This is a genomic window from Phreatobacter sp. GW821-FHT04C01, assembly GCF_059420385.1.
In genome coordinates this window covers 550,784-575,075 of the sequence record NZ_JBWKTP010000002.1, presented here as the reverse complement: position 1 = coordinate 575,075, position 24,292 = coordinate 550,784, and the positions used below count along the sequence as shown (strand labels likewise).

Here is a 24,292-nt window from a genome sequence, read left to right as displayed (position 1 = left end):
AGCCCATGCGACGCCAGCGCCGGACCAAGATCCTCGCAACCCTCGGACCGGCCTCGTCGACCCGCGATGCGATAGCCGCGCTGTTCGCCGCCGGCGCGGACGTGTTCCGCATCAACATGAGCCACACGCCGCACGAGAAGCTGCGCGACTTCGTCGAGATCATTCGCTCGATCGAGCATGAGCACCAGCGTCCGATCGGCATCCTGGCCGATCTGCAGGGCCCGAAGCTGCGTCTCGGCGCCTTCAAGGACGGGCCGGTCATGCTCGTCAACGGCGCGCATTTCACGCTCGATTCCGACAAGAAGCCGGGCGATGTCCATCGTGTCCAGCTGCCCCATCCCGAGATCCTGACGGCGCTCGAAACCGGCCACCGGCTGATCCTCGACGACGGCAAGGTGACGCTGATCGCCGAGCAGTGCAGCCCGGCCAAGGCGATCTGCCGCGTGGTGGTCGGCGGAAAGCTGTCCGACCGCAAGGGCGTCAGCCTGCCCGACACCACCTTGCCGGTCTCGGCGCTGACCGACAAGGACCGCTCCGATCTCGATGCCGCCCTCAATGCCGGCGTCGACTGGATCGCGGTGTCCTTCGTGCAGCGTCCGGAAGATGTTGCCGAGGTCAAGAAGATCGCCCGCGGCCGGGCGTCCGTCATGGCCAAGATCGAAAAGCCGCAGGCGGTCGCCCGGCTCGCCGAGATCATGGAAATCGCCGACGCGCTGATGGTGGCGCGCGGCGACCTCGGCGTCGAAATGCCGATGGCCAAGGTGCCCGGCATCCAGAAGCAGATCACCCGCTCGGCCCGGCGCACCGGCAAGCCGGTGGTGGTGGCGACCCAAATGCTGGAGAGCATGATCACCGCGCCGGTGCCGACCCGCGCCGAGGTCTCCGACGTGGCGACCGCCGTGTTCGAGGGCGCCGACGCCATCATGCTGTCGGCGGAGAGCGCCGCCGGCCACCACCCGGTCGAAGCGGTCGCGATGATGAACCGCATCGCCGAGGAGGTCGAAGGCGACCCGACCTATCGCTCGGTGATCCAGGGCCAGCGCGCCGAGCCGGAGGCAACCGGCGCCGACGCCATCGCGCTGGCGGCGCGCGACATCGCCGAGACGCTCGACCTCTCGGCCATCGTCTGCTGGACCTCGTCCGGCTCCACCGCCATCCGCGTCGCGCGCGAGCGGCCGAAGCCGATCACCATCGCGCTGAGCCCGAACATCGCCACCGGCCGGCGCCTGGCGCTGCTCTGGGGCGTGCATTGCGTCGTCACCCAGGACGCCCGCGACCTCGACGACATGGTCAGCCGGGCCTGCCGATTCGCCTTCAAGGATGGTTTCGCCAAGCCCGGCCAGCGCATCATCGTGGTGGCCGGCGTGCCGCTCGGCACGCCCGGCGCGACCAATATGCTGCGCATCGCCTTTGTCGGCAGCGACAGCGACAATGCGGAGATCTAGCGGGTGCCGGGCCGCGCTTGTCCTGGCCAGGAGCCGTGTCGTGCGCAGAACCTTTCTGTCGATCGCTTTCGCCTGTCTGTCCGGATGGTCCGCCATGGCCAATGACATTCCACCCGGCCTGACCGCCGAGCTCGCCCCGACCGGCCGGCTGCGCGCCGCGATCAATTACGGCAATCCGGTCCTGGCCAAGCGCGACCCGGCGAGCGGCGCGCCGGGCGGCGTCTCGGTGGCGCTGGCGCGGGCCTTGGCCGAGCGCCTCGGCCTGCCGCTCGACCTCGTCGCCTATGAAGCGGCCGGCCAGGTCACCGACGCGGCCCGCAGCGGTGTCTGGGACATCGCCTTCCTGGCGATCGATCCGGTGCGCGCCGCCGAGATCGACTTCACCGCCCCCTATGTCCTGATCGAAGGCACCTATCTCGTCCGGGAGAATTCGCCGCTGCGCCAGGTGGAGGAGGTCGATCGTTCAGGCCATCGCATCCTGGTCACCCGCGGCAGCGCCTATGCATTGTACCTGAAGCGCGCGTTGCGCCAGGCCACGCTGGTCGAGGAGCCCGCGTCCGCCCCCTATCTCGACCTGTTCCGCGCCGGCAATTTCGACGCGGCCGCCGGCGTCCGCCAGCCGCTGGTCGCCTTTGCCAGACTGCACCCGGAACTGCGCGTGATGGACGGGCGCTTCATGGCGATCGAGCAGGCCATGGTCGTCCAGAAGGGCCGCCCCGCCGCCCTGCGCTATCTGAGGGCCTTCCTGGAGGAGCACAAGGCCTCCGGCTTCGTCGAGCGGGCCCTGCGGGCGAGCGGCGAGGCCGACGCGACCGTCGCGCCGGCGGCAAAGCTCGACTAGGACATCGTCGGCGCGCCGGCGCGCAGGACAGCCTCGATCTCGTCCATGACCCGGTCGGGCGCCGCGTGATGCGGCCCATGGCCAACGCCGTCGAGCAGCACCAGCTTGGTCTGGGCCACGTCCCGGGCCATGCCGAGCGAATGCAGGTGGGTCCAGACCACGTTGTCCTGGTCGCCTGAGATCACGGTGACCGGGCAATCGATCGCGGGATAGCGCGGCGCCTGTGTCGCCACCTCGTCCAACAGCCCGACGACATCCTCGGCATTGGCGATGAACTGGCGGGGCCGGAGCACGAGAGGGATCGCCGCATCGCGGGAATAGCTGGCGCCGACCGATTGCGGCATGAAGACGCCCTGGATGCTTCGTCGCATCCAGAGCTCGCCGAGCGGCAGCACCAGCGTCCAGGCGAAGAGCGGACCGAGCACCGGCGTCGCCGCGAGCCGGTAATACCAATGCACGCCGCCCGGCCAGGGATGGGTGACGGGGGCCAGCAGCACAAGGCCCGAAACCCGGTCGCCATGGTCGAGCGCCAGCCGGCAGGCGAGTGCGCCGGCCAGCGAATGGGCGACGATCACCGCGCGCGACAGGCCGAGCGCGTCGAGCACGTCGACCACCGCGCCGGCCTGCTGATCGAGCGCCGCCGCCGCGCGCCCGGCCCGGCGCTCGCTGAAACCGTGACCCGGCCGGTCGATCAGAATGCTGCGACCGAGCCGCCCGAGGCGATCGCCGAGCGCCGGCTCCCAGGTGCGGACATTGCCGCTCGCGCCGTGCAGGAACACCACCGGTGCCTGCCCTTCGCCGGCATCGACGACATGCAGGCGGCCGGTCCGGGTTGCGATGAAGCGGCCGCGCGGCGGGAAGGCCCGGGTGATCGCGCGCGAACGCGCCGCGGTCCACGCGGTCAGGACGGGAGCAAGCGCAAGCGATGCCAGGAATGGTTCCACAAGCTCATTATGCGCCGATCATGCGGTGCAGCAAAGCTGCCCCGGCACGGCCGGGGACGAACTCAGAGTTCGGTGCCGTCGACCTTGGGCTGCAGCCGCCTGACGATATCGGGGAGCCGTTCGAGATAGGGGTGGATCTCCAGGGCGCGGCGAAACACGACGAGCGCCTGCTTGTCGTCGCCAAGCTGCTGCAGGATCATGCCGAGGCCCGCCAGGGCGCCGTAATGGCGCGGCTCGCGCTTCAGCACCTGCTCGATGTCGGCGACCGCCCGACCGAGTTCCTTGCGGGCGAAATAGACCGTCGCGCGCCGGCTCCAGGCTTCCACATAGTCGGGATAAAGGTCGATCACCGCGTCGAGCAGCGACAGCGACAGGTCCTGGTCCTGCCGCTCGAAGGCCTGGGTCGCCCTGGCCATCAGGAGATCGGCGGTATCCGACCCGGACCGGGCCAGGATCAGCGAGATCTCGCGATCCAGCACCCGCGCGATTCGGGCATCGGGCGCCTCCCTGAGGCGCGAGAACAATTCGTCGAGCCTGCGCGCCCGCTCCGATTCGAGCGCCGGGACAGCTGGATTGCCCGCCGCCGGCGGACCGCTGGAAGGGCCGGTGACCTGCGCCCACGCCGGATTCGCCGTCAGCGCCGTCAGGACCAGGCAAAGAAAAACCGCCGCACGTGTCATGTCCCGAACCTGGGCCATGAAACGCCGGCGGTCAACAAAAGAGGGCGTGACCGCCCCCCTCAGCCGATCGCTTCCGCGCGCGAGCGCGGGCTGTCGATCAACCCTGACGCGCCTTGAAGCGCTTCTGGGTCTTGTTGATGATGTAGACGCGGCCTTTGCGGCGCACGATCTGGTTGTCGCGATGGCGCGTGCGCAGCGACTTGAGCGAGTTACGGACCTTCATGGCTTCGATCCCTTGTGAACGACAACGCAAAGGATCGGGACGTCCCGACTGCCAAAGCGACGATATTCGGAGGAGGCGGGCTATAGCCGGCGCCGGAGCCGCTGTCAAGATTTCACGCGCCTCGGCGCGCTTTTCCCTGCGATGAAAGACTTTGTGCCGGCAAAGCCCCCGGATGTCCACCTGACGCGGCCCGCCCATCCCCGATCGAGGCCGTGCCGAATCGATGTCCTGGCCGTCGATTTCGGCGCGTCCATGGAACGCCCCGGCCGCCCGCAGGTTGGACTGCTATCCACCGAGGAAAAGGGAGAGAGCCGATGAAACGTTCATTTCTGCTGACCGCGTCGCTGTTGTCCGTGCTGGCCCTGCCCGTCGCGGCCCATGCCCAGGGAGGCGACGCCCAGAGCTCGCCGACCGCCAGCACGCGGCCGCAACGGATCAGCCCCGACCAGCAGCCGCGCTTCCGCCAATACGTCATTCAGCGGCAGCATCCGTCCTACGTCTATTCATCGCCGCTGGTCATCGGCGGCGTGTTGCCGGAGGCTGGCGTGACCTATTACGAGGTGCCACGCGAATATGGCCCCACCGCCTATCGCTACACGATCATCAACGACAGGCCGGTGCTGGTCGATCCGTCGACGCGCACCATCGTGCAGGTGATCGAGGAATAGGGCCGGCTGAAAAACAGGGAGGGCGCCGGATGGCGCCCTCTCTTTTCGGCTGCTTGCCAAGGGCCGGTCAGCGCAGCTCCGGCGGAACGATCGCATAGGCGAGCGTCGTCACCGGGCCGAACGACAAGGGACTGGGCGCCGAAACGAAGCCCTGTGCCTTGAGATTCGGGAAGCGCAGCTGGAGCTTGGCGATCGCCTCCCGATCCTCCGGCTGCCAGACGATCATGCCGCCCGAACGGGCCAGCATCGCGTCCGTGACCCAAGGGGCCTGGCGCGTGTCGCCGTCGAGCAGGATCAGCGGCCGGTCGAGCGAATAGAAGGCGACATTGCCGGCATGCCAGCGGTCGCCGATGACGATGCGCAGCGGCTCGTCCGTGTCGTCGCGCCAGCGGTTGGTCAATTGGTCGGCCAGCGATTCGGCCGGATAGAGCGTCGGCACCACGCCCGCGCCCATGGCCAGGCGGACATGATGGTGGAAGGCGTTGCCGATCGGCAGGGCGACGATGACCACCAGCCCCAGCACGGCCGCGAGCTTCAGCCGGCCGAGGGCGAGTCGCGGACCGATCAGCATCAGGGCAGCGATGCCGGAGAAAGCGAAAAGCGCCGTCCCCCTGCCCTGCCGGAATTCGCCGCCCACCACGAAATTCACCACCAGGGCCGTGGCGATCGGCGCAAAGGCCATGGTCAGAAGCGCCATCCGCTCGAAAGCCGGCACCCGCCGGCCGTCGATCACCAGTTCGGTCTTCGGCGTGAGCCGGCCGAAGCCGACCGTCACCAGCAGCAGCACGATCAGCATGCCGTGCTGGACGATCTGGGCCGCCAGGAAAGTCAGGCAGAAATACAACCGGATGAGGGTCGAGGTCGCCTTCTCGCCATGGGAGAACGCATAGCCGAGCGTCGAGAAACTGGTATCCATCACCCAGTTCAGGTGCGGCGCCACCAGCACGAGGCAGAGGAGCCCGGCCAGCCACGGATCTCGCCGCATCAGCGCCGCCCGGCCGCGCGGCGTCGCCAACGTCAGCAGGCCGAGCACACCGACCAGCAGCAGCACGACATATTTGGCATAGATCGAGATCGCGACGACCAGGCCGAAACTGTACCAGGCACGCGGGCGCTCCTCGACCACGGCGCGCCACCAGAACAGCCCGGCGAGCGCCCAGAGCGGCGCCGACAGGGTATCCGGCGTGAACGTCGCCATGGACGGGCCGTAATAATGCACGCCGAACAGCGTCAGCAATGCCGCGATCAGGCCTTGCCGCTCGCCCAGGATCGACCGGCCGAGCTGCCAGACTGCCCAGAGCGTGACGGCGACGCAGATTTGCGCATAGGCGTAGGCGAGCCACATGGCCGAGGGCGCCAGCCATTCGGTCAGTCCAAGGATCCAGGCCTGCAGCGGCGGATGCTTGGAGAAGCCCCACTGGAAGGTCCGCCCCCAGATGAAGCCTTCGAGCGTGTCGCGCGGCAGCGTGATGAAACCCATGGCGGGAGCCAGGATCGACACGCTGGCATGGAGGCCGATCAGCGACCAGAACAGGGCCGCGCCGCGGTCGACCAGCAACTGGCCGATCTGGCGGCTGCCGATCTGGAGCGTGGCGGAGGCCGCGGCGGACACCGCGGCAGCGGCTGTGTGACCGTCGCGCGGCGCGGCATAGCTATCGTTGAGGGACAATCAGGGCCTCGGACGGGCGTTGGATCGGAAGGACTCAGGCCCAGCGTCGCTGGGGCCCCGCGCAATGGCGTCAGAAACCAGATGTTACTGACCGCAAGCCATAAGCCACCGCGCGAGACGTTCAAGCGTATTGTGCACATGCACATTGCTCGAAGGTTACAATCCGATACAAATGTTCCCCAAAGGCCACAAATCTTTGATTTTGTAAGGTAATTGCAAGCTTAATCGGCTGTGCCGCTCAGGCCGGCCCGAGGCGGACGACAGCCGCCCTGGAATCAACCCGGGCCGACAGCGCATAACCGGCCCCGCCGGCGAGCAAGGCCGTCCAGCCCGGCGCGAGACCGACGGTCTCGGCACCGCAGGTGATCGACCAGGTTCCGTCGATCGCCACGATGACGACGGTCCCGGCCGGGTCCCCCGCCTCGATCGCCTCGCTCCGCCCGCTGCCCGGCCGGATCGCGACATCGCCCTGAAAGGCGTCGTTGCGCATCAGCAGGTTGAAGGCGGTGGCCGGCCCGCCGCGCAGCCGCGAGAACGGCGCCGGCGCGCCGGCAAAGCGTGTCGGCTGATCGCGCGCCAGGGTCCGCGTGCCCTCCCCGGGGAAATCCAGATGCACCCCGGGTCCATGGATGATCGTGAAGACACGTGTGACCCCGGCATAATCCGAGAACGGCCCGTCCTGCAGGATCTCGGCCGTGCCGATCCGCCAGAGGACGTCGCCGTCGCGGTCGTGTTCGACCGCATAGTCGGTCGCGGTGCCGCCGCCATTCTTCCAGGGAACGGTGCGATGGGTCGCCGGGTCGATCAGCCTGATCATCAGCGCGGCTCGTACCGGACGCCGCTGATGGGCGCCACGACGCGATTATAGACCTCGCCGCAACGCTCGCCGCAACGCTTGACGAAGGCCGGCAGGACGACCGTCGACAGCGACTGGCGCAACAGGGCCATGTCCTCCGGGCTGGCGCGCGTGACGGTCATCGGCCGGTTCTCGACCACCCGGCCGATCTTGCAGCCGGCGGCGATGCCGGCATTGCACTGGATGCCGTCCTCGGTCGCCTCCAGGCCGAGCTTCCACTGGGCCTCCTGCACATTGTTCATCGTCTCCTGCAGGAAACCGCGCACGGCCGGATCGAGCCGGTTCCACCAGGCGAGATTGACCCCATAGGCCGCCACGCCCCACTGGATCGGCAATGTGTAGAGGTGCTTGGTCACCTCGTACCAGCGCGCGCCGTTGCCGGTTGCCGTGCCCGTCACCGCGCAATCGACCACGCCGCGTTCGAGCGCCGCATAGACCTCCGGAAAGCCGATCGCCACCGGCTGGGCGCCGATCGACTGAATGAAGTCGTTCTGCGAGCCGCCGGGCGTGCGCACGCGCCGGCCCTTCAGGTCGGCGAGGCTGGTGACCGGATCGCGGCAGAACAGAACCTGAGCCGGAAACGGATAGAACGCCACGATGCGCACGCCGACACGCTCGAGCTCTTGGTTGAGCGTCGGCAACATCGCATCGGCGACGCGGCGGCCTTGCTCATGCGAGGCGTTCAGGCCCGCGAGATCGATGATGTCGAGCAGGGGCACGTCGCCCGCCACCGTCGGCAGCGCGATGCCGGCAAGGTCGATCTGGCCGGCACGCAGCACGCGCAGCAGCTCCGGTCCGTTCAGGTTGCGCTCGGGCCAGCTTGCCAGCGTCACCGAAATGCGCCCGTTGGAACGCTGCGGGATGCCCTCGCGCAGCATCGGAATGTCGACGCGGGTATATTGCGGGATGGCCGGCGAAAGCTGGGTCACCATCTGGATCGCGACCGGCGGGCCGGGCGGCAGGCTCTGGGCCGAAACCGGTCCCGCCAACCCCAACAGCGCCACTCCAATGGATGCTTTGATCAGACCACGCATTCAGCTCTCCCCCCGAGACGTCAGGACGACACTATAGACGGCGTGCCCGGCCGGTCGAGCCGGGTTTCGCGACTGTTCTCATCCGCGCGGCGGCCATGCGGAGCGCCACCGCGCAAGGCCGGACGCTGCTTCCGATTGACCTTGCCTCATGCACGACGCTAAACCCCGCGCCATGACCACCGAGCCGACCACCGCCCTGTCGACCGCCCAATCCCCCACCGCCGCGCCGACGCCGGCTTCGCGGCGGCGCACCTTCGCGATCATCTCGCACCCCGATGCGGGCAAGACGACGCTGACCGAGAAGCTGCTGCTGTTCGGCGGCGCGATCCAGCTCGCCGGCGAAGTGAAGGCCAAGCAGGGCCGGCGCCAGACCTCGTCGGACTGGATGGCGATCGAGCGCTCGCGCGGCATCTCCGTCGTCACCTCGGTGATGACCTTCGAATATGGCGGCTGCGTCTTCAATCTCCTCGACACGCCGGGCCACGAGGACTTCTCGGAGGATACCTACCGGACACTGACCGCCGTCGACTCAGCCGTCATGGTGATCGACGCCGCCAAGGGCATCGAGGCCCGGACCCGCAAACTGTTCGAGGTGTGCCGCCTGCGCGACATTCCGACGGTCACCTTCGTCAACAAGATGGACCGCGAGGCGCGCGATCCCTTCGACCTTCTCGACGAGATCGAAAAGACGCTGGCGATCGACACCACGCCCCTGACCTGGCCGATCGGCTCGGGCCGGGACTTCGCCGGCACCTATGACATCGCCCGCTCGCAGGTGCGCCGGCTCGACCGCGACGACGAGCCGACCAAGGTCAATGGGCCGGAGGCCGGCCTGTTCGACGAATTGCTGCCGAAGGGCGCCGATGAATGGCGCGAGCAGGTTGAACTGGCCATGGGCGGCTGCAAGCCGTTCGACCTCACGTCCTACCGCGAGGGCCATTTGACCCCGGTGCTCTGGGGCTCGGCGCTCAGGAATTTCGGCGTGCGCGACCTGATCGACGCCTTGATCGCCTTCGCGCCGCCGCCGCGCGCCCAGGTCGCCGAGGGCCGGACCGTGACCGCCGATGAAAAGAACATGGCGGGCTTCGTGTTCAAGATCCAGGCGAACATGGACCCCAACCACCGCGACCGGATCGCCTTCCTCAGGGTCTGCTCGGGCAAGCTGACGCGCGGCATGAAAGCCAAGCTCGTGCGCACCGGCAAGCCCATGCCGCTCAACGCCCCGCAGTTCTTCTTCGCCAAGGATCGCCAATTGGCCGAGGAGGCCTATGCCGGCGACATCGTCGGCATTCCCAACCACGGCACGCTGCGCATCGGCGATACCCTCACCGAGGGCGAGGACATCGTGTTCAAGGGCGTGCCGAGCTTCGCGCCGGAACAGTTGCGCCGGGTCAAGCTCAAGGACGCGATGAAGGCGAAGAAGCTGCGCGAAGCACTGCAGCAGATGGGCGAGGAAGGCGTCGTCCAGCTGTTCGTGCCCAATGACGGCTCGCCGGCGATCGTCGGCGTGGTCGGCGCGCTGCAGCTCGACGTGCTGAAGGAGCGGCTTGCGGGGGAATATTCACTGCCGGTCGATTTCGATCCCTGCCAGTTCCAGGTCTGCCGCTGGATCACCTCGGACGACGAAGACAAGCTCGACGACTTCATCGCGAACCACGGCTCGTCAATGGCGCGGGATCTCGACGGCGCGCCGGTCTACATGGCGTCGAGCGCCTTCTCCCTGCGTTACGAGGAAGAACGCGCGCCCGGCATCGTCTTCTCCGACATCAAGGACTATCAGCGCGCCGGTCGCTGAGGATTGGACAGGACGGTGCGCGCCGGCCGCCGCGTGCCGGCGCCGACCGCCTGGCTGACCCAGCCGATCACCTGCGCGTGCAGGCGCGGATCCTTGTCGATGTTGAAATGGGTCAGATTGCCGGACTGGCGCAGATCGATGTTTTCGAGCCGGCCGCGATAGCTCGCCGCCGCGGTGACCCGCTCGCCCCAGCCATTGTTCGACTGGTAGAAATTGACGAAGCGGCGGGCGCCGCCGACGACCGGCCGCGCCACGGTTGGATCGAACGCGACCGCCAGCGCCACCGAGCCGCCGTGCTGGGCCAGGAAATTGGCGATGTCGGTGACGACATTGGCGCCGAGCGAATGACCAATGATCACCGCCTGGTGGCGGCCGCCCGAGGCGCGCTGATTGGCCAGGATCTCGTTGGCGATGGCGCCCCAGTTGCCATATTCGTGCACGGTCGCCACATAGCCGCGCTGGGCGAGCTTGGCGGCCAGGTCGTCCATGCCCTGCGAGAAGACGTTGGCAAGCCCGCGGATCAGGTAGATATGCGGCGGGATCTGCTGGATCCGGCCGACATGGGCCGCAAGACTGGACGTGCCGGGAGCGCCGGCTCGGCCGGCGTCACGCGCCATCTGCACCGCGCCGGCGTCGACGCCGCCCTCGGCACTGGTCTGCGCCGTCGTCTGACAGCCGGCGAGGAGCAGCCCGCCGAGAAGAACACTGAGAACGCCGGTCCGCGACGACATGCGCATGTTCAACCTCACCTGAAATTCCAGTAGATCGCACGAAACGCGTCGAGCGCGAATCCGTGCGGCCCACCCTGCCCCAGCATGGTTAATCGGAAGTCAATTGCCGGCCCCGGGGGCTGTCAATGGATGATGCCGCCCTTCGGCCGCCGGAACGGCAACTGGCGGCCATGTGTTGCCGGAATGCCTCGCGTTGCGGAAGCCAGATGACCACGCCACCGCAACACCCCGCCTGCGGCGCCCGGATCTAGCGCGTCGCCCGGTTCCGGCTGTTGCGCGCGAGCGCCGGATCGCCGGCGCCGACCGACTGGCGGATCGAAGTGATGATGCGTTGATGCAACTGCGCATCCCGATCAATCGTGAAGTGGGTCAATTGTTCCATGGCCTTCAGGTCGACATTGTCGACCAAGTCCTCCAGCCCGGGTGCCGCCTGCACCCTGCGGCCCCAGCCGTTGTTGGACTGATAGAAATTGACGAAATGCTGGGCGCCGCCGGCAACGGTCAGATCCCGCGTCGGGTCGAAAGTCACGGCCAACTGGGCGCTGGCGCCCCTGGCGGCGAGCGCATTGACCGCCTCGATGGTCGAATTGGCGCCGAGCGAATGGCCGATGATCACCGCTTTCTGGCGACCGCCCGAGGCACTCTGGTCGGCGGCGATCTGCTCGACGATGGCGGGCCAGTCGCCAAAGGCATGGACGCTTGTCCGGTAGCCGAGCGCATTGAGCTTGACCGACAGGTGGTCGACGCCCTCCGAGACGGTCTGGGCGAGGCCGCGGATCAGATAGACCTTGGGTGCGCCCGCGCGGATCGGTTGACGGACGGGTGCGGCGCTCGCCGGTTGCACCTCCGTGCGCCGGGCGAAGTCGCGGGGCGCGAAAGCCGCGTCGAGGCCGGCAAGGCCGGACATCTGACAACCGCCGAGCAGCAATGCCCCAACCAGCACGGACAGCGGTCCGACACGCGCAAATACACTCATACCAAACCACTTCGATGACCTGGGCCGGTGAACCGTCCTCAGGCAGTTATCCCAGCCGGTGCTCCATGAGCAGCCAGTGGACGGTAGCACCACCATCCTGTCAATGAATGAACGGGATGACGCGTTTCGTGCGGGCGATGTAATCGACATATTGCTGCCCGAAGGCCGCGCGCATCATTGCCTCCTCGCGCCCGACCCGGAAGGCGTAGAGCAAGCCGAAGCCGACGAGGCCGGCGGGACCGGCGATCCAGTTCTGCAGGAGCAGCACCTGCGCCACGGCCCAGAGGAAGAAGGCGGAGTACATGGGATGGCGGACCAGGCGGTAGACGCCATGGGTCACCAGCGTGTGGTTCTCGCGCAGCTCCAGCGTCTGCGACCAGTTGCGGCCGAGCTGGCGATGGGTCGCCAGGAACAGCGCCAGCGCCGCGACGAAGACCGCGGCGCCGAGCCAGGCCAGGCGTGGCGAGAACGGATAGTCGGCGAAGCGCAGGAAGCCGGTCGAGGCCAGCAGGCAATAGGCGATCGGCACCAGGCCCAGACCGCAGAGCGAAATCATGAGCAGCACTCTTTCGCGCAGGTCGACGGCACTGACGTCGATCCGGTTGCGGCGCTTGTTCTTGACCTCGTGGGGGATACGGATCGCCGCCCAGCCGACCACGCCGGCAAGGAAGATGATCTGGGCGACAACGGGGGTCATGGGGCGGCGGTCTTCATGGTTGCGGTGGTCACCGGCCGCGCGGCCCGGCCGAGCGAGCCATCGGGTCCGAGCGCCTCCGGCAGGGCCTCGCCGTCGTGGACGATATGGGCGAACCGGAACGGCCCGCAGGCGATCATGTGGAAGTCGTAGCGATAACGCTGCTCGTTGCCCATCACATATTGCCTGTGGACCCGGAGCAGGTTGCCGCGAAACCGGCCCCATGTCTCCGGGGACAGCATGCGCGACAGGCGGATCGAATGGCTGACCGGCCGGCTTGCCGTCACGAGCTTCAGCGCGTCGACGGTATTGCGCTTGTAGAAGCAGATGAAGTCGACATGGCTGTCATATTCGGCCCAGGTGACGTCGGGCGTGTCGGCGATCCGCTTCACCGCCTCGCGGAGCCAGCCGGCCGCCGGGTGCAACGCGATCTTGAGGGTCGACGAACCGACGCCCGCAAGGCCGAGAGGCACTTTGCCTCCGGCAAGATCGGGATCCCTGGCCAGCGCCAGGGCCACGCTTTCGACCATCCAGGCCGCGCCCAGGCTATGGGCGATGATCACGACCTCGTCGACATCGCCGGCCTTGACGCCCTCGGCGATCTCGCCGGCGAAATCGGCCACGCGCCGCTCGATCGACGGCCGGGCCCGCCGGATCATGTCGCGGGCGAAGATCCAGTCGTTCAACATGTAATCGATATGGAAGCGCCGGCCGGGCAGCCGCATCAAGGCCAGGAACAGTCCGATCGCCAGCACCGGCATGGCGACCACCGGATAGGGCCCGCCGAGCTGCTCCCATAGCCCGGCAAGGCCGAGCGACAGGGCCGTGAAGACCAGCAGCAGGACGGCCGGATAGCCGGCGAACAGCGAATAGCGCCAATAGGCCGCGACATAACGGAAGAATGTGCCGGTGAACAACAGATCCGCCGCCGCGCGGCCATAGAGCGCCAGGCGCAGCCAGATCGGCCGGGCGACGTCCTCGGCGATCACGTCGTCCCAGCGCAGCAGGCGCACATCCGTCTCGGTGCGCCAATCCGGCCCCTCGAGCGTCACCGGCCAGGAGGCGACCGGCCGATCGGCATGAACGCGCATCGGCCCGACCGCGGCACGCAGCGACCACGTCTTCTCGAACCGCCTGATCTCGCGATCGAAACGGTGGTGGTGGGCCGCCGGTTCGAGAGGCTCGTAACCGGTCAGAAGATAGACGCGTCTGGTGCGGATGGGCTCGGACATGGACCAATGGCGCGTTGCGGGAAGGTTCCTGATCGCATGGCAGGCCGCGAATGGCCAGCCGCACAAGCCAAGACCTTGGGGAAACCGGACGGACCGCCGACGGGATCACCTGCAATCCTATCACCGCCTCGCCGTCTCGGCCCTTCGTCATTGACATCGCGGCCGAAGCGACATCCTATCGCGCCATGATGACGATCCCGTTCAGCTCCGGACTGTATTACGCGCCGCTCACTTAGCGGCCGGGGGCGTCATCATCCTTCAACCGCTGCGTCGTCAGTGGTTGAATCCGGCAGGACACCGTTGATCTCGCAGCCCGAGCCAGAGATCAGACCGTGTCGGACGACAGCGATATCACCTCCCGCCCTTTCATCGGCATCATCGGCTTTGGTGCGTTCGGACGCCTCATGGCCGAGCATCTTCGACGGCATTTCCGGCTATGCGCCTATGATCCGGCCGTCCCGTCCGGGCCATTCCCCGGAATGGACGACGTCATGCTCACCGGTCTCGAGGCCGCAGCGGCTTGTCCGGTCGTCATCCTGGCGACACCGGTCAACCGGCTTGACGAAACGGTCAGGGCGGTCGGCCCGCATCTGCGCCGGGGAGCCCTGGTGCTCGATGTCGGTTCGGTCAAGGCGATGCCGGCCGAGATCATGCGGCGGGGCCTGCCCGAACAGGTCGAGATCATCGCGACCCACCCGCTGTTCGGACCGCAAAGCGCCCGCGACGGCATCGCCGGGCTGAAGATCGCAGTCTGTCCGATCCGCGGCGGCAGCGGCCGCCGCGTCGCGGCTTTCCTGCGCAAAGTGCTGCGCCTGGACGTCATCATGACGACACCGGAAGCTCATGACCGCGAAGCGGCGACGGTCCAGGGCCTGACCCACCTGATCGCCAAGGTGCTGGTCCAGATGGAGCCGCTGCCGACCCGCATGACCACCAGGAGTTTCGACCTGCTCATGCAGGCGGTGAACATGGTGCGCCACGATGCCCCGGAAGTGTTCCAGGCGATCGAACGCTCCAATCCCTACACCGGAGACGTCCGCCGGCGCTTCTTCGACCTTGCCTCGGCGCTCGACGCCGCGCTTTCGGACAAGCCGCCGGAGCCCGAAAAATCGCGGCAGGCCGATCGGCCCGCGCATCAGGGGCCGAGGCGCGCCGAATTGCCGTCCGGCAATGGCCTGCGGCCATGACCGGGTCTGTTCAGACCCTCGGGGCCATGGCTATGCTTGCGACAATCGGCCGCGTGATGAAGGCCGGCCAGGGGGACGACAACAGATGAAGCGCTTCGTTGCCACAGTGATCGGCTTGCTGGCGGGTGCCGTCGCCGCCCAGGCGCAGGAGACCTATCCGGCCAGGCCGATCACCATGATCGTGCCTTTCGCCGCCGGCGGCACGTCCGACGTCATCGCCCGCGTGGTCGCCGAGGAGATGAGCCGGGTGCTCGGCCAGCGGATCGTCACCGAGAATGCCGGCGGCGCCGGCGGCACCCTGGCGCTCGCCCGCGCCGCCCGTGCCGAGCCCGACGGCTATACCATCGCCATCGGCAATACCGGCACCAATGCCGCCGCCTACACCATCTATCCCGAGCTCAAATATACCCCTGACGCCTTCGCGCCGATCGGCCTGGTGGCCAAGACCTCGCCGCTGCTGGCGATCAAGAAGGCCCATCCGGCACAGACGCTCGCCGAATTCATCGCCTATGCCCGGGCCAATCCCGGCCGCGCGACGCTCGGTCATGCCGGCGTCGGCTCGTCCAACTACCTGATCTGCCGCAGTTTCGTTCATGCCGCCAATATCGAGGTGACGCTGGTCAGCTATCGCGGCGCGGCGCTGGCGCTCTATGACCTGATCGCCGGCCAGATCGACGGCGTCTGCGACGCGGCGACCTCGCTCGCGCCCAATGTCCAGTCCGGCGAGGTCCGGGCGCTGGCCGTTGCCGCACCGACCAGGCTCGCCAGCCTGCCCGACGTCCCGACCTCGGCGGAGGCCGGCCTGCCCGGCTTCCAGGCCCAGGGCTGGAACGCCCTGTTCGCCCCCAAGGGCACGCCCGAGGCGGTGATCCAGCGCCTGAACGCGGCGATCCGCGAGGCGGTGGCGAGCGAGGCCCTGCGCAAGCGCTTCGCCGAGCTCGCCTCGACGACGCCCGGTCCGGACGAGCTCTCGCCCGGTTTCGTCGCGCAGCTGGTGCCGGCCGAAATCGCCAAATACCGGCAGCTGCTGGCGACGCCGTGACCTGCCGCCGGCCGTTCTAGCGCGCCGCCAGTTCCGCCTTGGCCCAGGCGCAGAACCAGATAATCGCCAGGTCGATCGCCACGAAGAGGACGATCCAGAAGGTCAGCTCCTGCTGCTTCTGGATCACGCTGGCGACCGCCATGAAACCGCCAATGGCGGTGATCGCCTGCGTGGTGATCAACGCGCGCCGGCCGCCGAAGGCGACGGCCAGGGCCAGGACGACATAGACGGCGCCGAACAGGACGGTCACCATGACCGGCAGCGTCGGCGGCGTCAGGACGAACTGGTAGAGATGCAGCGCTCCGGTGATCAGAAGCAGCGTCGCGGCCACGAGTTTGGCGATCATGCCGGCGTCCCGAACAGCTTGTTGAGCCGATACCAGTTGGTCGGACCGGTATGTTCGCGCCCGTCGTCGACGCCCACTTCGCGCGCGACCAGCGCGTTGGTCATGGCATTGAGCCGCATGATCACCTCTTGGTGGCGCTCCGCATCGAGCGCCAGATTGGCCAGTTCGTTGGGATCCGCCAGCGTATCGTAGAGCTCGAGCTGGTTCAGCCGCTTCAACGTCTCGAAATCCTCGGGCGTGTGGTGCTGCGAGGGCCTGAAGTAGCGGGCGAATTTGTAGCGCCCGTCGAACACGCCCCGGAACAGGCCCGGATTGTTCAGGCTCGGGAAGAACATGCCGGTCGCCAGGGCGTTGCGGATCAGGAACAGCTTGTCGATGGGCGACTGCTTTTCGATCGCCTTCTCGGTAAAGACCGGGTCCCAGTAATGCGAGACGCCATAGTCGTAGAGAATGCCGATCCGGTCACGCTCGGTGCGGGCCGACGGGCTCGCGACCGTCGCGGCGATGTCGATACCCTTGAGATAGGGATAGAGCTCCTCGCGCCGCGGGCGCTCGACGCCGGCCCAGGACAGAAGCGTCGGAATGACGTCGACCGGCGAGGCCAGGGCCGCCGTGGTGAAGCCGCCGCGGACGTCCGGGTGGCGCACGATCAGCGGGACCCGGACGTTCTCCTTGAACATGTGCGGGCCCTTCTGGCGCAGGCGCTGGGCGCCCGCCATCTCGCCATGATCGGAGCCGTAGACAACGATGGTGTTGCGATCGAGGCCAAGGGCGGCCAGTTGCTTCAGCACCGTCATCGCATTGCGGTCGACGTCGCGGATGCAGTTGAAATAATAGCTCTGGTAGCGCCGGAACATCGCCTCGTCGGCCGGGTCCATGCGGCCGTAGATCATGTCGCAGAAATCGGCATAGGACTGCTGCGACCAGTTCCGCCTGGCGATATCGGCCTTGTAGTAGCTTTCCGGCATGGGCAGGTCCCAGGCCTTGTCATAGACCCCGCCGACCGGCGGCGGCGCGATCGGCGCGAGCAGGTTCGGGTCCTTGCGCGAGCGGACCTGGGCCGCGCCGGACGAGAAATACATCACGTCATGGGGATTGACGAAATTGACGGCGAGCATCCACGGCTTGCCCTCGTCGGCCAGCGTCTTGCCCTTGTCGGCGAGCCAGAGCGCGGCATCCGCCGCGATCTGCGCGTCGAAGCGAAAGCCGGTCCAGGTCGCGCCATGCGGATCGCCGTCGATATTGTAGTCGGCGAAACCGAAGGGCTCGAGCGCCGCCGAGGTGTTGGGAAACGGCCCATAGCCGAGGTTGAAGTCGCCGGTCATGTGGCTCAGATGCCATTTGCCCTTGTAGGCCGTGTAATAGCCTTGGGCGCGCATCAGGTGGCCCATGCTCGGCATGCCCCGGCGGATTTCCGGAAAGGGCGGCGCGCCGTGATTGACCGTCATGCCGGTATGCTGGGTGTGCTGGCCGAAATAGAGGGTCGAGCGGCTCGGTGAGCACGGCGTGGTGTGGATGTTGTAGTTGAGATAGCCGACGCCCTGTTCGAGCAGCATCTCGTGGGCCGCAAGCCCGAGGCCGGATGGCAGATCGGTCCAGTGGCGCTCCTGATCGCTCAGGATGAACAGGATGTTCGGCCGGCGCGCCGCCGTATCGACGACCCCCGGCGCGACTGGCGGAGCCTCGCGCGGACGCGCCAGGCGGCGGGCGGCGAGGCCGGCGACGACGGCGACGGCGGCTCCACCGATGGCGACGCCCCGGCGGCTGAGGAAGGGAATGCGCGCCATTTCGCCGAAAGCCCTCCGCCTGCTGCCTATGCGTGCGATCATGTCTCCCGGATGCGGCCGGAGGCAATGTCGGGCAAGCTACGGGGGTGCGACGGTTCGCCGGCCGCGGAGCCGTCGCCCCGCCGGCGCCGGCGGAACGATCCCCCGGATGGTCGGTTGACCATTGGGGAGCGGAGGTGGATCCTGGTGGCGACCGTCGCTTCCGGACCGGTGTCGGGACGACGGCAAGGGTTGGCTGATGAACCAGGACGTTGGATCGGGATCCGACAAGCCGCGAGGGCCGAGCTGGCAGACCTGGTCGGATGCCACGCGCCCCGCCGATCATCCGCCGCCGGCAGGCTTCAACAAATGGGACGAGCGGGTCCGGGACCGCCAGAACATCGCCGCCGCGATCGTCGTGGTCGTGGTCGGCCTGACCACCTGGTATGTCCTCGACCAGCTCCATACCTCGTCGCGCATCCTGGCCTGCATGGAGGCTGGCCACCGCAACTGCGTGCCGCTCGACATCAGCCGCCCGGCAAGCCGGTAACGCCCGCCTGGCGCGGGCCCGTCGCCGCGGATCAGGCGACGCAAAGCTCGGCCGGCACCGCGCCGAGGGCCGTTCCGAGACGCGCCGCGGCGAGCCGCGCGAACCGGTCCTCCCGTTGCAGCCGCTGGCGGGCTCCAAGGATCATCCGCGTCGCCTGATCATCGCCGCGATCGGCCGAGGCCAGCGCCAGCGAACGCAGGAACACGTCCCGCTGGGCATTGCTTCCGCCGATGCCCGCCAGGCGCCGCACCAGGTTCGAGAGATCGGCCCTCGCCGTGCCTGCGAGCCCGAGCAGGACCTGGGCGAGATCGGCGCCAACCTCGGCCGCCACGCGCGACTGGTCGCCATGGCCGCCGCCGGCGCGGCTCCCGAGCGCCAGCACGACGTCGCGCGCGCCCGGCAGGTCACCCGCCGCCAGCAGGGCCAGCAGATAATGCAGCGAGGCGAAGACCAGCGTCGTGTCGCGGCGGTGCCGGCGCGCGATATCGGCAAGCTCGCGCCAGCGGTCGCCGCCGTCCACGCCTTCCTGGCGCAGTCGCCAGAGGAAGGAAATCGCATTGGCCGTGTCGCGGAACTCCTCGCTGGCGGTCGGCCGGATGTCGCGATCATAGAGATCGAGGGCGGCATCCAGACGGCCGGCCTCGAGATGAAACAGACCGAGGTGCCAGGCGACATGGAAGGCGAAATTGCTGCAACCGGACCAGGTTGCGCGACAGGATTCCAGCCAGGCCACCCCATCGCCGATACGTCCGGACATCTCGTGGACATGCGAGACGGCGTGAATGCCCCAGGCATCGTCCGGTTCGATCTCGACTGCCCGGCGGCCGAGCCGTTCGGCGGTCGCATAGTCGCCGGTCTCCTCGATGCCGAAGGCATGGCACCCCAGGAAAAAGCCGAAGCCGGGCGTCGCAGCGCTCCAGTGGCTTTGGAGCCGGGTCGAGGCGGCCAGCATGCCCGTCCGGTCGCCGCCCATGAAACGCAGCGCATGGGACAGCTTGAACGCGAGCAGGTCGCGCGGGCTGTCGTCGAGATGCGCTTCGAGCCGGGCCGCGGCGGCGCCATAACCGCCACGCACGGCATGGCCCAGCGCCTCCACCAGGGCCCTTTCCCCTGGTGTGCCGCCCTGCATCGCCGCCGCCGCGCGGGCGCGAGCCAGCGCTTCCGCGGCACTCACGGCATGGCTGTGGCGCGCCAGCATGACCGCCGAAAAGCCGCGCAAGGCATGGGCCGCGATCATGTCGGGATCGAGTGCCAGGGCATCGGCCAGCGCCGCCGCCGCTTCCGGTCGATGCGCCGCCACCGCCCGCACCGCGATCTCGAAACGGGCGACGGCGGCTCTCCCGGCGCTATGGGCGCCCTGGTAACGATCGACGATCATGCGCTGGCTCCCGCTGTCGGATCGGCCGATCGGCGGGCACCGCGGTACCCGCGCCGGCTCATGATGCCTGTTCGCGGGAGCCCCGGCCGGTGTTACCGGCATCACGCAGTCGTGTGACGGGGAGCCAGGTCGCCGCAGGGGCCGCCCTGGTCCGCCAAGCGGAGCGCACTCAGGCGTCGATGCAGCGCAGCAACCAGGCCTGAAACGCGCGCATGGCATCGGTCTTTCGTTTCGAATTCAGGCTCGTGAGCCAATACCGCCCGATCTGGACGTCGATGGCGAACGGGCGGACGAGGCGCCCTTGGGCGATCTCGCGTTCGAACATCGCCACCGGCAACAGCGCGATGCCGGCGCCCTGGGCGGCGGCCGCGGCCATCGTCAGCGACGAATCGAAGATGGCGCCCTTGATCGTCGGGCAGGCGACGCCGGCGGCGGCAAACCACTGGATCCATTCGTCGGTGCGGTAGGAGCGCAGCAGCGTTTCGTTTCGGAGATCCGCCGGCTCCCTAAGGCGCTCGGCAATGGCCGGCGAGCAGACCGGCGACAAGGGGGCGGTCAGCAGCGGAACGGCTTCGGTCGCGTGCCAGAAGCCGTCGCCGTAACGGATCGCATAGTCCAGGCCCTCGCCGGCAATGTCGACCAGGTTGTTATTGGTCCGGAGACGAAGATCGATGAAGGGATTGGCATCGTGGAAATCGGGCAGCCGCTGCAAGAGCCAGCCGGTCGCAAAGGTTCCAACGGCGCCGACCGTGACGATGCTGCGAAACTGCCCCTTTTCGAACTGATCGATCGTCAGGCGCATCCGGCTGAAGGATTCGGCGATCACCGGCAGCAAGGCCAGCCCTTCGTCGGTGAGAGCCAGCCCCCGGGGCAGCCGGTGGAACAGCTGCGTGCCCAGGCGGTCCTCCAGGTTCTTCACCTGATGGCTGACGGCTGCCTGGCTGACCCGCAGCTCCATCCCCGCCTTGGTGAAGCTCAGGTGTCGCGCCGCCGCTTCGAACGCCTTGAGGCCGTTGAGGGGAAGATGGGGCATGGTTGCCGAGGCCCTGATTTCATATCGCTTGGCCTGATTGGGCTGACGCCCCCGGATGGACCGTGACGATGAGCAATGGGGTTGAAGTCGTGGATATCAGGGACAAACCTGGCCAGGACCGGGCGTGTCCCGGGCACCGGGCCTGTCCCTGATATCCACGACTTGTCTGCAGCGAAACCAACCGGCCATGAAGACTGCGCGGCTGGGCTAGCTTGCCTCGCCCAGGAACGGGGTCAGGTCGGCCAGCACCGCGTCCGGCGCCTCTTCCGGCAGGAGATGGCCACAACCGGGGAGCGCCCGGCCGAACACCGGTGCACCGACCCAGGGTCGCCAGCTGTCGAGCGGCGGGATGGCCGGCGCCTTGTGTTCCGGCCAGAGCACCAGCACCGGACAACGCAATTTCCGTCCGTCGCTGAGATCGGCCTGGTCGTGGCTCAGGTCGACGCTCGCGCCGGCCCGGTAGTCCTGGCACATGGCGTGGCGAACCTCGGGCTTGCGGAAGGCGTGGCGGTAGGCATCCAGGGCATCGGCGAAGGCGGAGGGCGCCAGGGCCATCCGCTCGAGCGTGACTTCGATGAAATAGTCCGGGTCGGCGCCGATCAGCCGTTCCGGGAAATCGTAGGGCTGGGCCAGCAGGAACCAGTGATAGGCGGCGAGCCCGAAGGCCCGATCCGCGCGCCGCCACATGTCGGCGGTCGGGATGACGGTCAGCGAGGCGAAGGCCGAAACCGCCTGCGGTGCGTCCAGCGCCATGCGGTAGCCGACCCGCGCACCCCGGTCATGACCGACCACCGCGAAGCGATTGAAGCCGAGATGAGCCATCACGGCGATCTGGTCCTGGGCCATCACCCGTTTCGAATAGGCCTCGGCCGAGACGCCGACCGGACCGATGCTGTCGCCATAACCACGCAGGTCGGTCGCCACCACGGTGTGATATTGCGCCAGCACCGGCGCGATATGGCGCCAGGCGAGACTGGTCTGGGGATAGCCGTGCAGCAGCAGCACCGGCGGCCCCTCGCCGCCGACGACACCGGCGATGCGCGCCTGGCCGACCTCGACCTCGAACGGGCGGAAGCGGGGAAAAGCCGACGGGGTCATGGCGTCACCCGCCAGATCCGGCCGCGCGCCTTGACCTTGTCGAGGCCGGCCCAGGTCTCGGCGTCGGCGGCCTCGATCCGGTGCCCGAGCGGCTGCGGCGGCTCGACCCGCCAGCCATAGGCGGCGAGCACCTGCGGCTGCTCGTGATAGTCGGCGACCAGTTCCTGGACGAGCGCCCGGAACGGCCCGAACATCGCCTGCTCGACGGCCGCGAGGCTGCGCATGCGTGGCGCCGGCCCGGCGGCGGTGAAGGCCTGCTGGCCGCCCGCCTCCGCGCTGATCGCGGCCAGAACCGGCGCGTGCCGGGCGCCGTAGGATCGTCCGGCAAGGCCCGCGCGGCTGGCCGCCGGCAAAGCCGGCGCCCGCGCCGCTTCCGTCTCACCCGGCAGCAAGCCATCGATGACCGCATCGAGAAAGCTGTCGGAGAAGGTCTCGGTCATGCCATATCCCTCGCAAGATCGTCGGCGATGCGTAAGCCCAGGGCCCCGATGGTCGAGCCGGGATTCACCGCGCCGACGGTTGGAAACAGGCTGCCATCAGCCACGAGGAGATTGGCGACAGCATGGCAACGGCCATGCCCGTCGGTCACCGAGGTCGCGGGATCGGAGCCCATCCGGGCGGTGCCGAGCAGATGCCAGCCGGTGAACGGGGCGAGGTCGACACGCACCGTCGAGACCGCGCCGGCCGCCCGCAACACCTCTTCGGCCCGGTCCAGGCCGAAATCGAGTGCTTTGCGGGTGTGTTCGGAGACAGTGTAGTCGAGCTTCACCCCCGGCAGGCCATCGGCCTCGATCCGGTCCGTCAGGGTCACCCGGTTATGGGCCTCGGGCAGGTCTTCGTTGAGCACGAGCACGGCCATGGAGCGCTTGAACTCGTCACGCACCAGCGCCTGTGATTCGGCGCCCCAGGGCGTCGCCAGCCGCGAAGCCTGGGTCATCAGCGGGTTCTCGCGGGTCACCTGGAGGTGGATGCCCCGGGTGAAGCCTCGGCTGAGATCGGTTTCGTAGAACTCATGGCTGTAGATGGCGCAGCCGCCGGGACCGACCGGGCCATCCAGCTCCTCGCGGAACAGTCCACGGACATAGGCGCCGCCATGAAACATCAGGTTCTGCCCGAGCGCCGGCGACGAAACGCCGGAGGCGAGCAGCAGGCGGGCCGTGCCGATGCCGTTGCCGGCAACCACGACGGCGGCCGCCGGCTGGACCACGTCGCGGCCCGCGCCGTCGCGATAGCGCACCCCGGTCGCCCGGCCCGCCGCGATCTCCACTTCGACCACCACCGCATGGCCGCGCAGGTCGACGCCTGATCGCACCGCATCGGCGAGATAGGTCTGGTCGACCGAGGCCTTGGCCATGGTGGTGCAGCCGGTCAGGCACGGGCCGCAATGATTGCAGGCCGGACGGCCGGCATGGGCCACCGTGTTGATGGCGGCATCGACCGGCCACCAGTGCCAGCCGAGCTTGTCGAAGGCCCGCGCGGCGAGATTGCCCATGCGGCCGGGCGCGACCGGCGGCATGATCCGCTCGGGCTTCGGCGGATAGGCGGGATCCCCCGACAGTCCCGCGACACCCATGCGCTGGTCGTTCAGGTCGTAATAAGGTTCGAGGTCGGCATAGCTGAACGGCCAGTCGTCGCCGACGCCGTCGAGCGAGCGGGTACGGAAATCCGATGGATGGAGGCGCGGGAAATGCGCCGCCCAATTGATCGTCGAGCCGCCGAAACCATTCCACATCAGCGGCTTGAACGCGGAATTGCTGTCGTCGATCGGATAGTCGGCGGAGGGCGTCACGGCGCCGGCGGCCAGCCGCATGTTCGGCGACGGCGCCCAGGAGCCGAGAAAGGCACGCTGCCAGCCGGCCGTCTGCATCGGCATGGCCGCGTAATCGGCCGGGCCGCCGCGGTCCAGCACGACGATCTTCAGATCCGGCCGCTGCTCGGAGAGCCGCCAGGCAAAGGCCGCGCCTCCAAAGCCCGCGCCGACCACCACGACATCCACCGGCTCGCGCCTGTCGCCCATGCCCCCCGGCCCCCCTGCACTGCCCATTGTGATCGTCCGGCGTGCCGGCCGCGTCGAGGACCGGATGCCGTCCGTCGGCATTGATTA

The 24,292-nt window shown here is 68.1% G+C and carries 24 protein-coding genes; 7 read left to right on the top strand and 17 right to left on the bottom strand.

Features of this window, described 5'->3' with window-relative positions; translation table 11 throughout:
- Nucleotides 1–5: 5 nt before the first annotated feature.
- Both pyk and AC07WJ_RS09560 read left to right on the top strand, forming a co-directional pair.
- A complete protein-coding gene (gene pyk, locus AC07WJ_RS09565; RefSeq protein WP_494934325.1) occupies nt 6–1,445 on the top strand; it encodes a pyruvate kinase in 1,440 nt (479 codons plus the stop codon).
- A 40-nt stretch (nt 1,446–1,485) separates the two neighbouring features.
- Nucleotides 1,486–2,286, top strand: a complete 801-nt coding sequence (locus AC07WJ_RS09560; protein ID WP_494934324.1) for an ABC transporter substrate-binding protein — start codon at nt 1,486–1,488, stop codon at nt 2,284–2,286.
- Here AC07WJ_RS09560 and AC07WJ_RS09555 read toward each other — a convergent pair.
- The 3 genes from AC07WJ_RS09555 to ykgO form a co-directional block, all read right to left on the bottom strand.
- On the bottom strand, nt 2,283–3,230 hold the full coding sequence (locus tag AC07WJ_RS09555) for an alpha/beta fold hydrolase (protein ID WP_494934323.1): 948 nt from the start codon (nt 3,228–3,230) through the stop codon (nt 2,283–2,285). The genes AC07WJ_RS09560 and AC07WJ_RS09555 overlap by 4 nt on opposite strands.
- A 62-nt stretch (nt 3,231–3,292) precedes the next feature.
- Nucleotides 3,293–3,910, bottom strand: coding sequence for a tetratricopeptide repeat protein (locus AC07WJ_RS09550; RefSeq protein WP_494934322.1), 618 nt, complete (start codon nt 3,908–3,910; stop codon nt 3,293–3,295).
- 97 nt (nt 3,911–4,007) lie between these two features.
- Complete coding sequence (gene ykgO, locus AC07WJ_RS09545; protein ID WP_136959004.1) at nt 4,008–4,133, bottom strand: type B 50S ribosomal protein L36; 126 nt, start codon at nt 4,131–4,133, stop codon at nt 4,008–4,010.
- Nucleotides 4,134–4,447: 314 nt separating this feature from the next.
- Here ykgO and AC07WJ_RS09540 point away from each other — a divergent pair, with 314 nt between their 5' ends.
- Entirely contained in the window at nt 4,448–4,801 is a 354-nt protein-coding gene (locus AC07WJ_RS09540; RefSeq protein WP_494934321.1) for a DUF1236 domain-containing protein, read from the top strand.
- A 67-nt stretch (nt 4,802–4,868) separates the two neighbouring features.
- Here AC07WJ_RS09540 and AC07WJ_RS09535 read toward each other — a convergent pair whose 3' ends face one another.
- The 3 genes from AC07WJ_RS09535 to AC07WJ_RS09525 form a co-directional block, all read right to left on the bottom strand.
- On the bottom strand, nt 4,869–6,470 hold the full coding sequence (locus AC07WJ_RS09535; protein ID WP_494934320.1) for a glycosyltransferase family 39 protein: 1,602 nt from the start codon (nt 6,468–6,470) through the stop codon (nt 4,869–4,871).
- A 238-nt stretch (nt 6,471–6,708) separates the two neighbouring features.
- Complete coding sequence (locus AC07WJ_RS09530; protein WP_494934319.1) at nt 6,709–7,287, bottom strand: HutD/Ves family protein; 579 nt, start codon at nt 7,285–7,287, stop codon at nt 6,709–6,711.
- Complete coding sequence (locus AC07WJ_RS09525; protein ID WP_494934318.1) at nt 7,287–8,360, bottom strand: TRAP transporter substrate-binding protein; 1,074 nt, start codon at nt 8,358–8,360, stop codon at nt 7,287–7,289. The genes AC07WJ_RS09530 and AC07WJ_RS09525 overlap by 1 nt, the downstream gene beginning before the upstream one ends.
- A 172-nt stretch (nt 8,361–8,532) precedes the next feature.
- On the opposite strand from AC07WJ_RS09525, the gene AC07WJ_RS09520 reads away from it, so the two are divergent.
- Nucleotides 8,533–10,155 carry a peptide chain release factor 3 gene (locus AC07WJ_RS09520; RefSeq protein WP_494934317.1) on the top strand — a complete coding sequence of 541 codons (1,623 nt, stop codon included), beginning with the start codon at nt 8,533–8,535 and terminating at the stop codon, nt 10,153–10,155.
- On the opposite strand, the gene AC07WJ_RS09515 is transcribed toward AC07WJ_RS09520, so the two are convergent.
- The 4 genes from AC07WJ_RS09515 to AC07WJ_RS09500 form a co-directional block, all read right to left on the bottom strand.
- A complete protein-coding gene (locus AC07WJ_RS09515) occupies nt 10,137–10,892 on the bottom strand; it encodes a hypothetical protein (RefSeq protein ID WP_494934316.1) in 756 nt (251 codons plus the stop codon). The genes AC07WJ_RS09520 and AC07WJ_RS09515 overlap by 19 nt on opposite strands.
- 241 nt (nt 10,893–11,133) lie before the next feature.
- Entirely contained in the window at nt 11,134–11,862 is a 729-nt protein-coding gene (locus AC07WJ_RS09510) for a hypothetical protein (RefSeq protein WP_494934315.1), read from the bottom strand.
- 100 nt (nt 11,863–11,962) lie between these two features.
- Nucleotides 11,963–12,559 (bottom strand): protein-S-isoprenylcysteine O-methyltransferase, encoded by a 597-nt coding sequence (locus AC07WJ_RS09505; protein ID WP_494934314.1) that lies wholly within the window; start codon nt 12,557–12,559, stop codon nt 11,963–11,965.
- Nucleotides 12,556–13,788, bottom strand: a complete 1,233-nt coding sequence (locus tag AC07WJ_RS09500) for a hypothetical protein (protein WP_494934313.1) — start codon at nt 13,786–13,788, stop codon at nt 12,556–12,558. Before AC07WJ_RS09500 ends, AC07WJ_RS09505 begins: the two co-directional genes overlap by 4 nt.
- Before the next feature lie 332 nt (nt 13,789–14,120).
- Between AC07WJ_RS09500 and AC07WJ_RS09495 the strand changes: the two genes are divergently transcribed.
- Together AC07WJ_RS09495 and AC07WJ_RS09490 are read left to right on the top strand one after the other, a co-directional pair.
- On the top strand, nt 14,121–14,975 hold the full coding sequence (locus tag AC07WJ_RS09495) for a prephenate dehydrogenase/arogenate dehydrogenase family protein (protein ID WP_494934312.1): 855 nt from the start codon (nt 14,121–14,123) through the stop codon (nt 14,973–14,975).
- Nucleotides 14,976–15,060: 85 nt separating this feature from the next.
- The gene (locus AC07WJ_RS09490; RefSeq protein WP_494934311.1) at nt 15,061–16,017 is read left to right on the top strand and encodes a tripartite tricarboxylate transporter substrate-binding protein; all 957 of its coding nucleotides are present in this window, start codon (nt 15,061–15,063) and stop codon (nt 16,015–16,017) included.
- A gap of 16 nt (nt 16,018–16,033) precedes the next feature.
- Here the strand turns inward: AC07WJ_RS09490 and AC07WJ_RS09485 are convergent, their stop codons facing one another.
- Complete coding sequence (locus AC07WJ_RS09485; protein WP_494934310.1) at nt 16,034–16,363, bottom strand: hypothetical protein; 330 nt, start codon at nt 16,361–16,363, stop codon at nt 16,034–16,036.
- Nucleotides 16,360–18,192, bottom strand: coding sequence for a sulfatase family protein (locus tag AC07WJ_RS09480; RefSeq protein WP_494934309.1), 1,833 nt, complete (start codon nt 18,190–18,192; stop codon nt 16,360–16,362). Before AC07WJ_RS09480 ends, AC07WJ_RS09485 begins: the two co-directional genes overlap by 4 nt.
- Before the next feature lie 196 nt (nt 18,193–18,388).
- Between AC07WJ_RS09480 and AC07WJ_RS09475 the strand changes: the two genes are divergently transcribed.
- Nucleotides 18,389–18,679, top strand: coding sequence for a hypothetical protein (locus tag AC07WJ_RS09475; protein WP_494934308.1), 291 nt, complete (start codon nt 18,389–18,391; stop codon nt 18,677–18,679).
- 31 nt (nt 18,680–18,710) lie between these two features.
- On the opposite strand, the gene AC07WJ_RS09470 is transcribed toward AC07WJ_RS09475, so the two are convergent.
- From AC07WJ_RS09470 to AC07WJ_RS09450, 5 genes are all read right to left on the bottom strand, one after another.
- Complete coding sequence (locus tag AC07WJ_RS09470) at nt 18,711–20,057, bottom strand: tetratricopeptide repeat protein (protein ID WP_494934307.1); 1,347 nt, start codon at nt 20,055–20,057, stop codon at nt 18,711–18,713.
- Between the two features lie 169 nt (nt 20,058–20,226).
- Complete coding sequence (locus tag AC07WJ_RS09465) at nt 20,227–21,090, bottom strand: LysR family transcriptional regulator (RefSeq protein WP_494934306.1); 864 nt, start codon at nt 21,088–21,090, stop codon at nt 20,227–20,229.
- Nucleotides 21,091–21,297: 207 nt separating this feature from the next.
- Nucleotides 21,298–22,188, bottom strand: a complete 891-nt coding sequence (locus AC07WJ_RS09460) for an alpha/beta fold hydrolase (protein WP_494934305.1) — start codon at nt 22,186–22,188, stop codon at nt 21,298–21,300.
- Nucleotides 22,185–22,628 carry a hypothetical protein gene (locus AC07WJ_RS09455; RefSeq protein ID WP_494934304.1) on the bottom strand — a complete coding sequence of 148 codons (444 nt, stop codon included), beginning with the start codon at nt 22,626–22,628 and terminating at the stop codon, nt 22,185–22,187. The genes AC07WJ_RS09460 and AC07WJ_RS09455 overlap by 4 nt, the downstream gene beginning before the upstream one ends.
- A complete protein-coding gene (locus AC07WJ_RS09450; protein ID WP_494934303.1) occupies nt 22,625–24,205 on the bottom strand; it encodes a GMC oxidoreductase in 1,581 nt (526 codons plus the stop codon). The genes AC07WJ_RS09455 and AC07WJ_RS09450 overlap by 4 nt, the downstream gene beginning before the upstream one ends.
- Between the last annotated feature and the right edge of the window lie 87 nt (nt 24,206–24,292).

Coding starts and splice junctions, on each gene's coding strand:
- pyk (WP_494934325.1), top strand. CDS start 6: ATGCGACGCCAGCGCCGGACCAAGATCCTCGCAACCCTCGGACCGGCC.
- AC07WJ_RS09550 (WP_494934322.1), bottom strand. CDS start 3,910: ATGACACGTGCGGCGGTTTTTCTTTGCCTGGTCCTGACGGCGCTGACG.
- ykgO (WP_136959004.1), bottom strand. CDS start 4,133: ATGAAGGTCCGTAACTCGCTCAAGTCGCTGCGCACGCGCCATCGCGAC.
- AC07WJ_RS09540 (WP_494934321.1), top strand. CDS start 4,448: ATGAAACGTTCATTTCTGCTGACCGCGTCGCTGTTGTCCGTGCTGGCC.
- AC07WJ_RS09530 (WP_494934319.1), bottom strand. CDS start 7,287: ATGATCAGGCTGATCGACCCGGCGACCCATCGCACCGTTCCCTGGAAG.
- AC07WJ_RS09525 (WP_494934318.1), bottom strand. CDS start 8,360: ATGCGTGGTCTGATCAAAGCATCCATTGGAGTGGCGCTGTTGGGGTTG.
- AC07WJ_RS09520 (WP_494934317.1), top strand. CDS start 8,533: ATGACCACCGAGCCGACCACCGCCCTGTCGACCGCCCAATCCCCCACC.
- AC07WJ_RS09515 (WP_494934316.1), bottom strand. CDS start 10,892: ATGCGCATGTCGTCGCGGACCGGCGTTCTCAGTGTTCTTCTCGGCGGG.
- AC07WJ_RS09510 (WP_494934315.1), bottom strand. CDS start 11,862: ATGAGTGTATTTGCGCGTGTCGGACCGCTGTCCGTGCTGGTTGGGGCA.
- AC07WJ_RS09505 (WP_494934314.1), bottom strand. CDS start 12,559: ATGACCCCCGTTGTCGCCCAGATCATCTTCCTTGCCGGCGTGGTCGGC.
- AC07WJ_RS09500 (WP_494934313.1), bottom strand. CDS start 13,788: ATGTCCGAGCCCATCCGCACCAGACGCGTCTATCTTCTGACCGGTTAC.
- AC07WJ_RS09490 (WP_494934311.1), top strand. CDS start 15,061: ATGAAGCGCTTCGTTGCCACAGTGATCGGCTTGCTGGCGGGTGCCGTC.
- AC07WJ_RS09485 (WP_494934310.1), bottom strand. CDS start 16,363: ATGATCGCCAAACTCGTGGCCGCGACGCTGCTTCTGATCACCGGAGCG.
- AC07WJ_RS09480 (WP_494934309.1), bottom strand. CDS start 18,192: ATGATCGCACGCATAGGCAGCAGGCGGAGGGCTTTCGGCGAAATGGCG.
- AC07WJ_RS09475 (WP_494934308.1), top strand. CDS start 18,389: ATGAACCAGGACGTTGGATCGGGATCCGACAAGCCGCGAGGGCCGAGC.
- AC07WJ_RS09470 (WP_494934307.1), bottom strand. CDS start 20,057: ATGATCGTCGATCGTTACCAGGGCGCCCATAGCGCCGGGAGAGCCGCC.
- AC07WJ_RS09465 (WP_494934306.1), bottom strand. CDS start 21,090: ATGCCCCATCTTCCCCTCAACGGCCTCAAGGCGTTCGAAGCGGCGGCG.
- AC07WJ_RS09460 (WP_494934305.1), bottom strand. CDS start 22,188: ATGACCCCGTCGGCTTTTCCCCGCTTCCGCCCGTTCGAGGTCGAGGTC.
- AC07WJ_RS09455 (WP_494934304.1), bottom strand. CDS start 22,628: ATGACCGAGACCTTCTCCGACAGCTTTCTCGATGCGGTCATCGATGGC.
- AC07WJ_RS09450 (WP_494934303.1), bottom strand. CDS start 24,205: ATGGGCGACAGGCGCGAGCCGGTGGATGTCGTGGTGGTCGGCGCGGGC.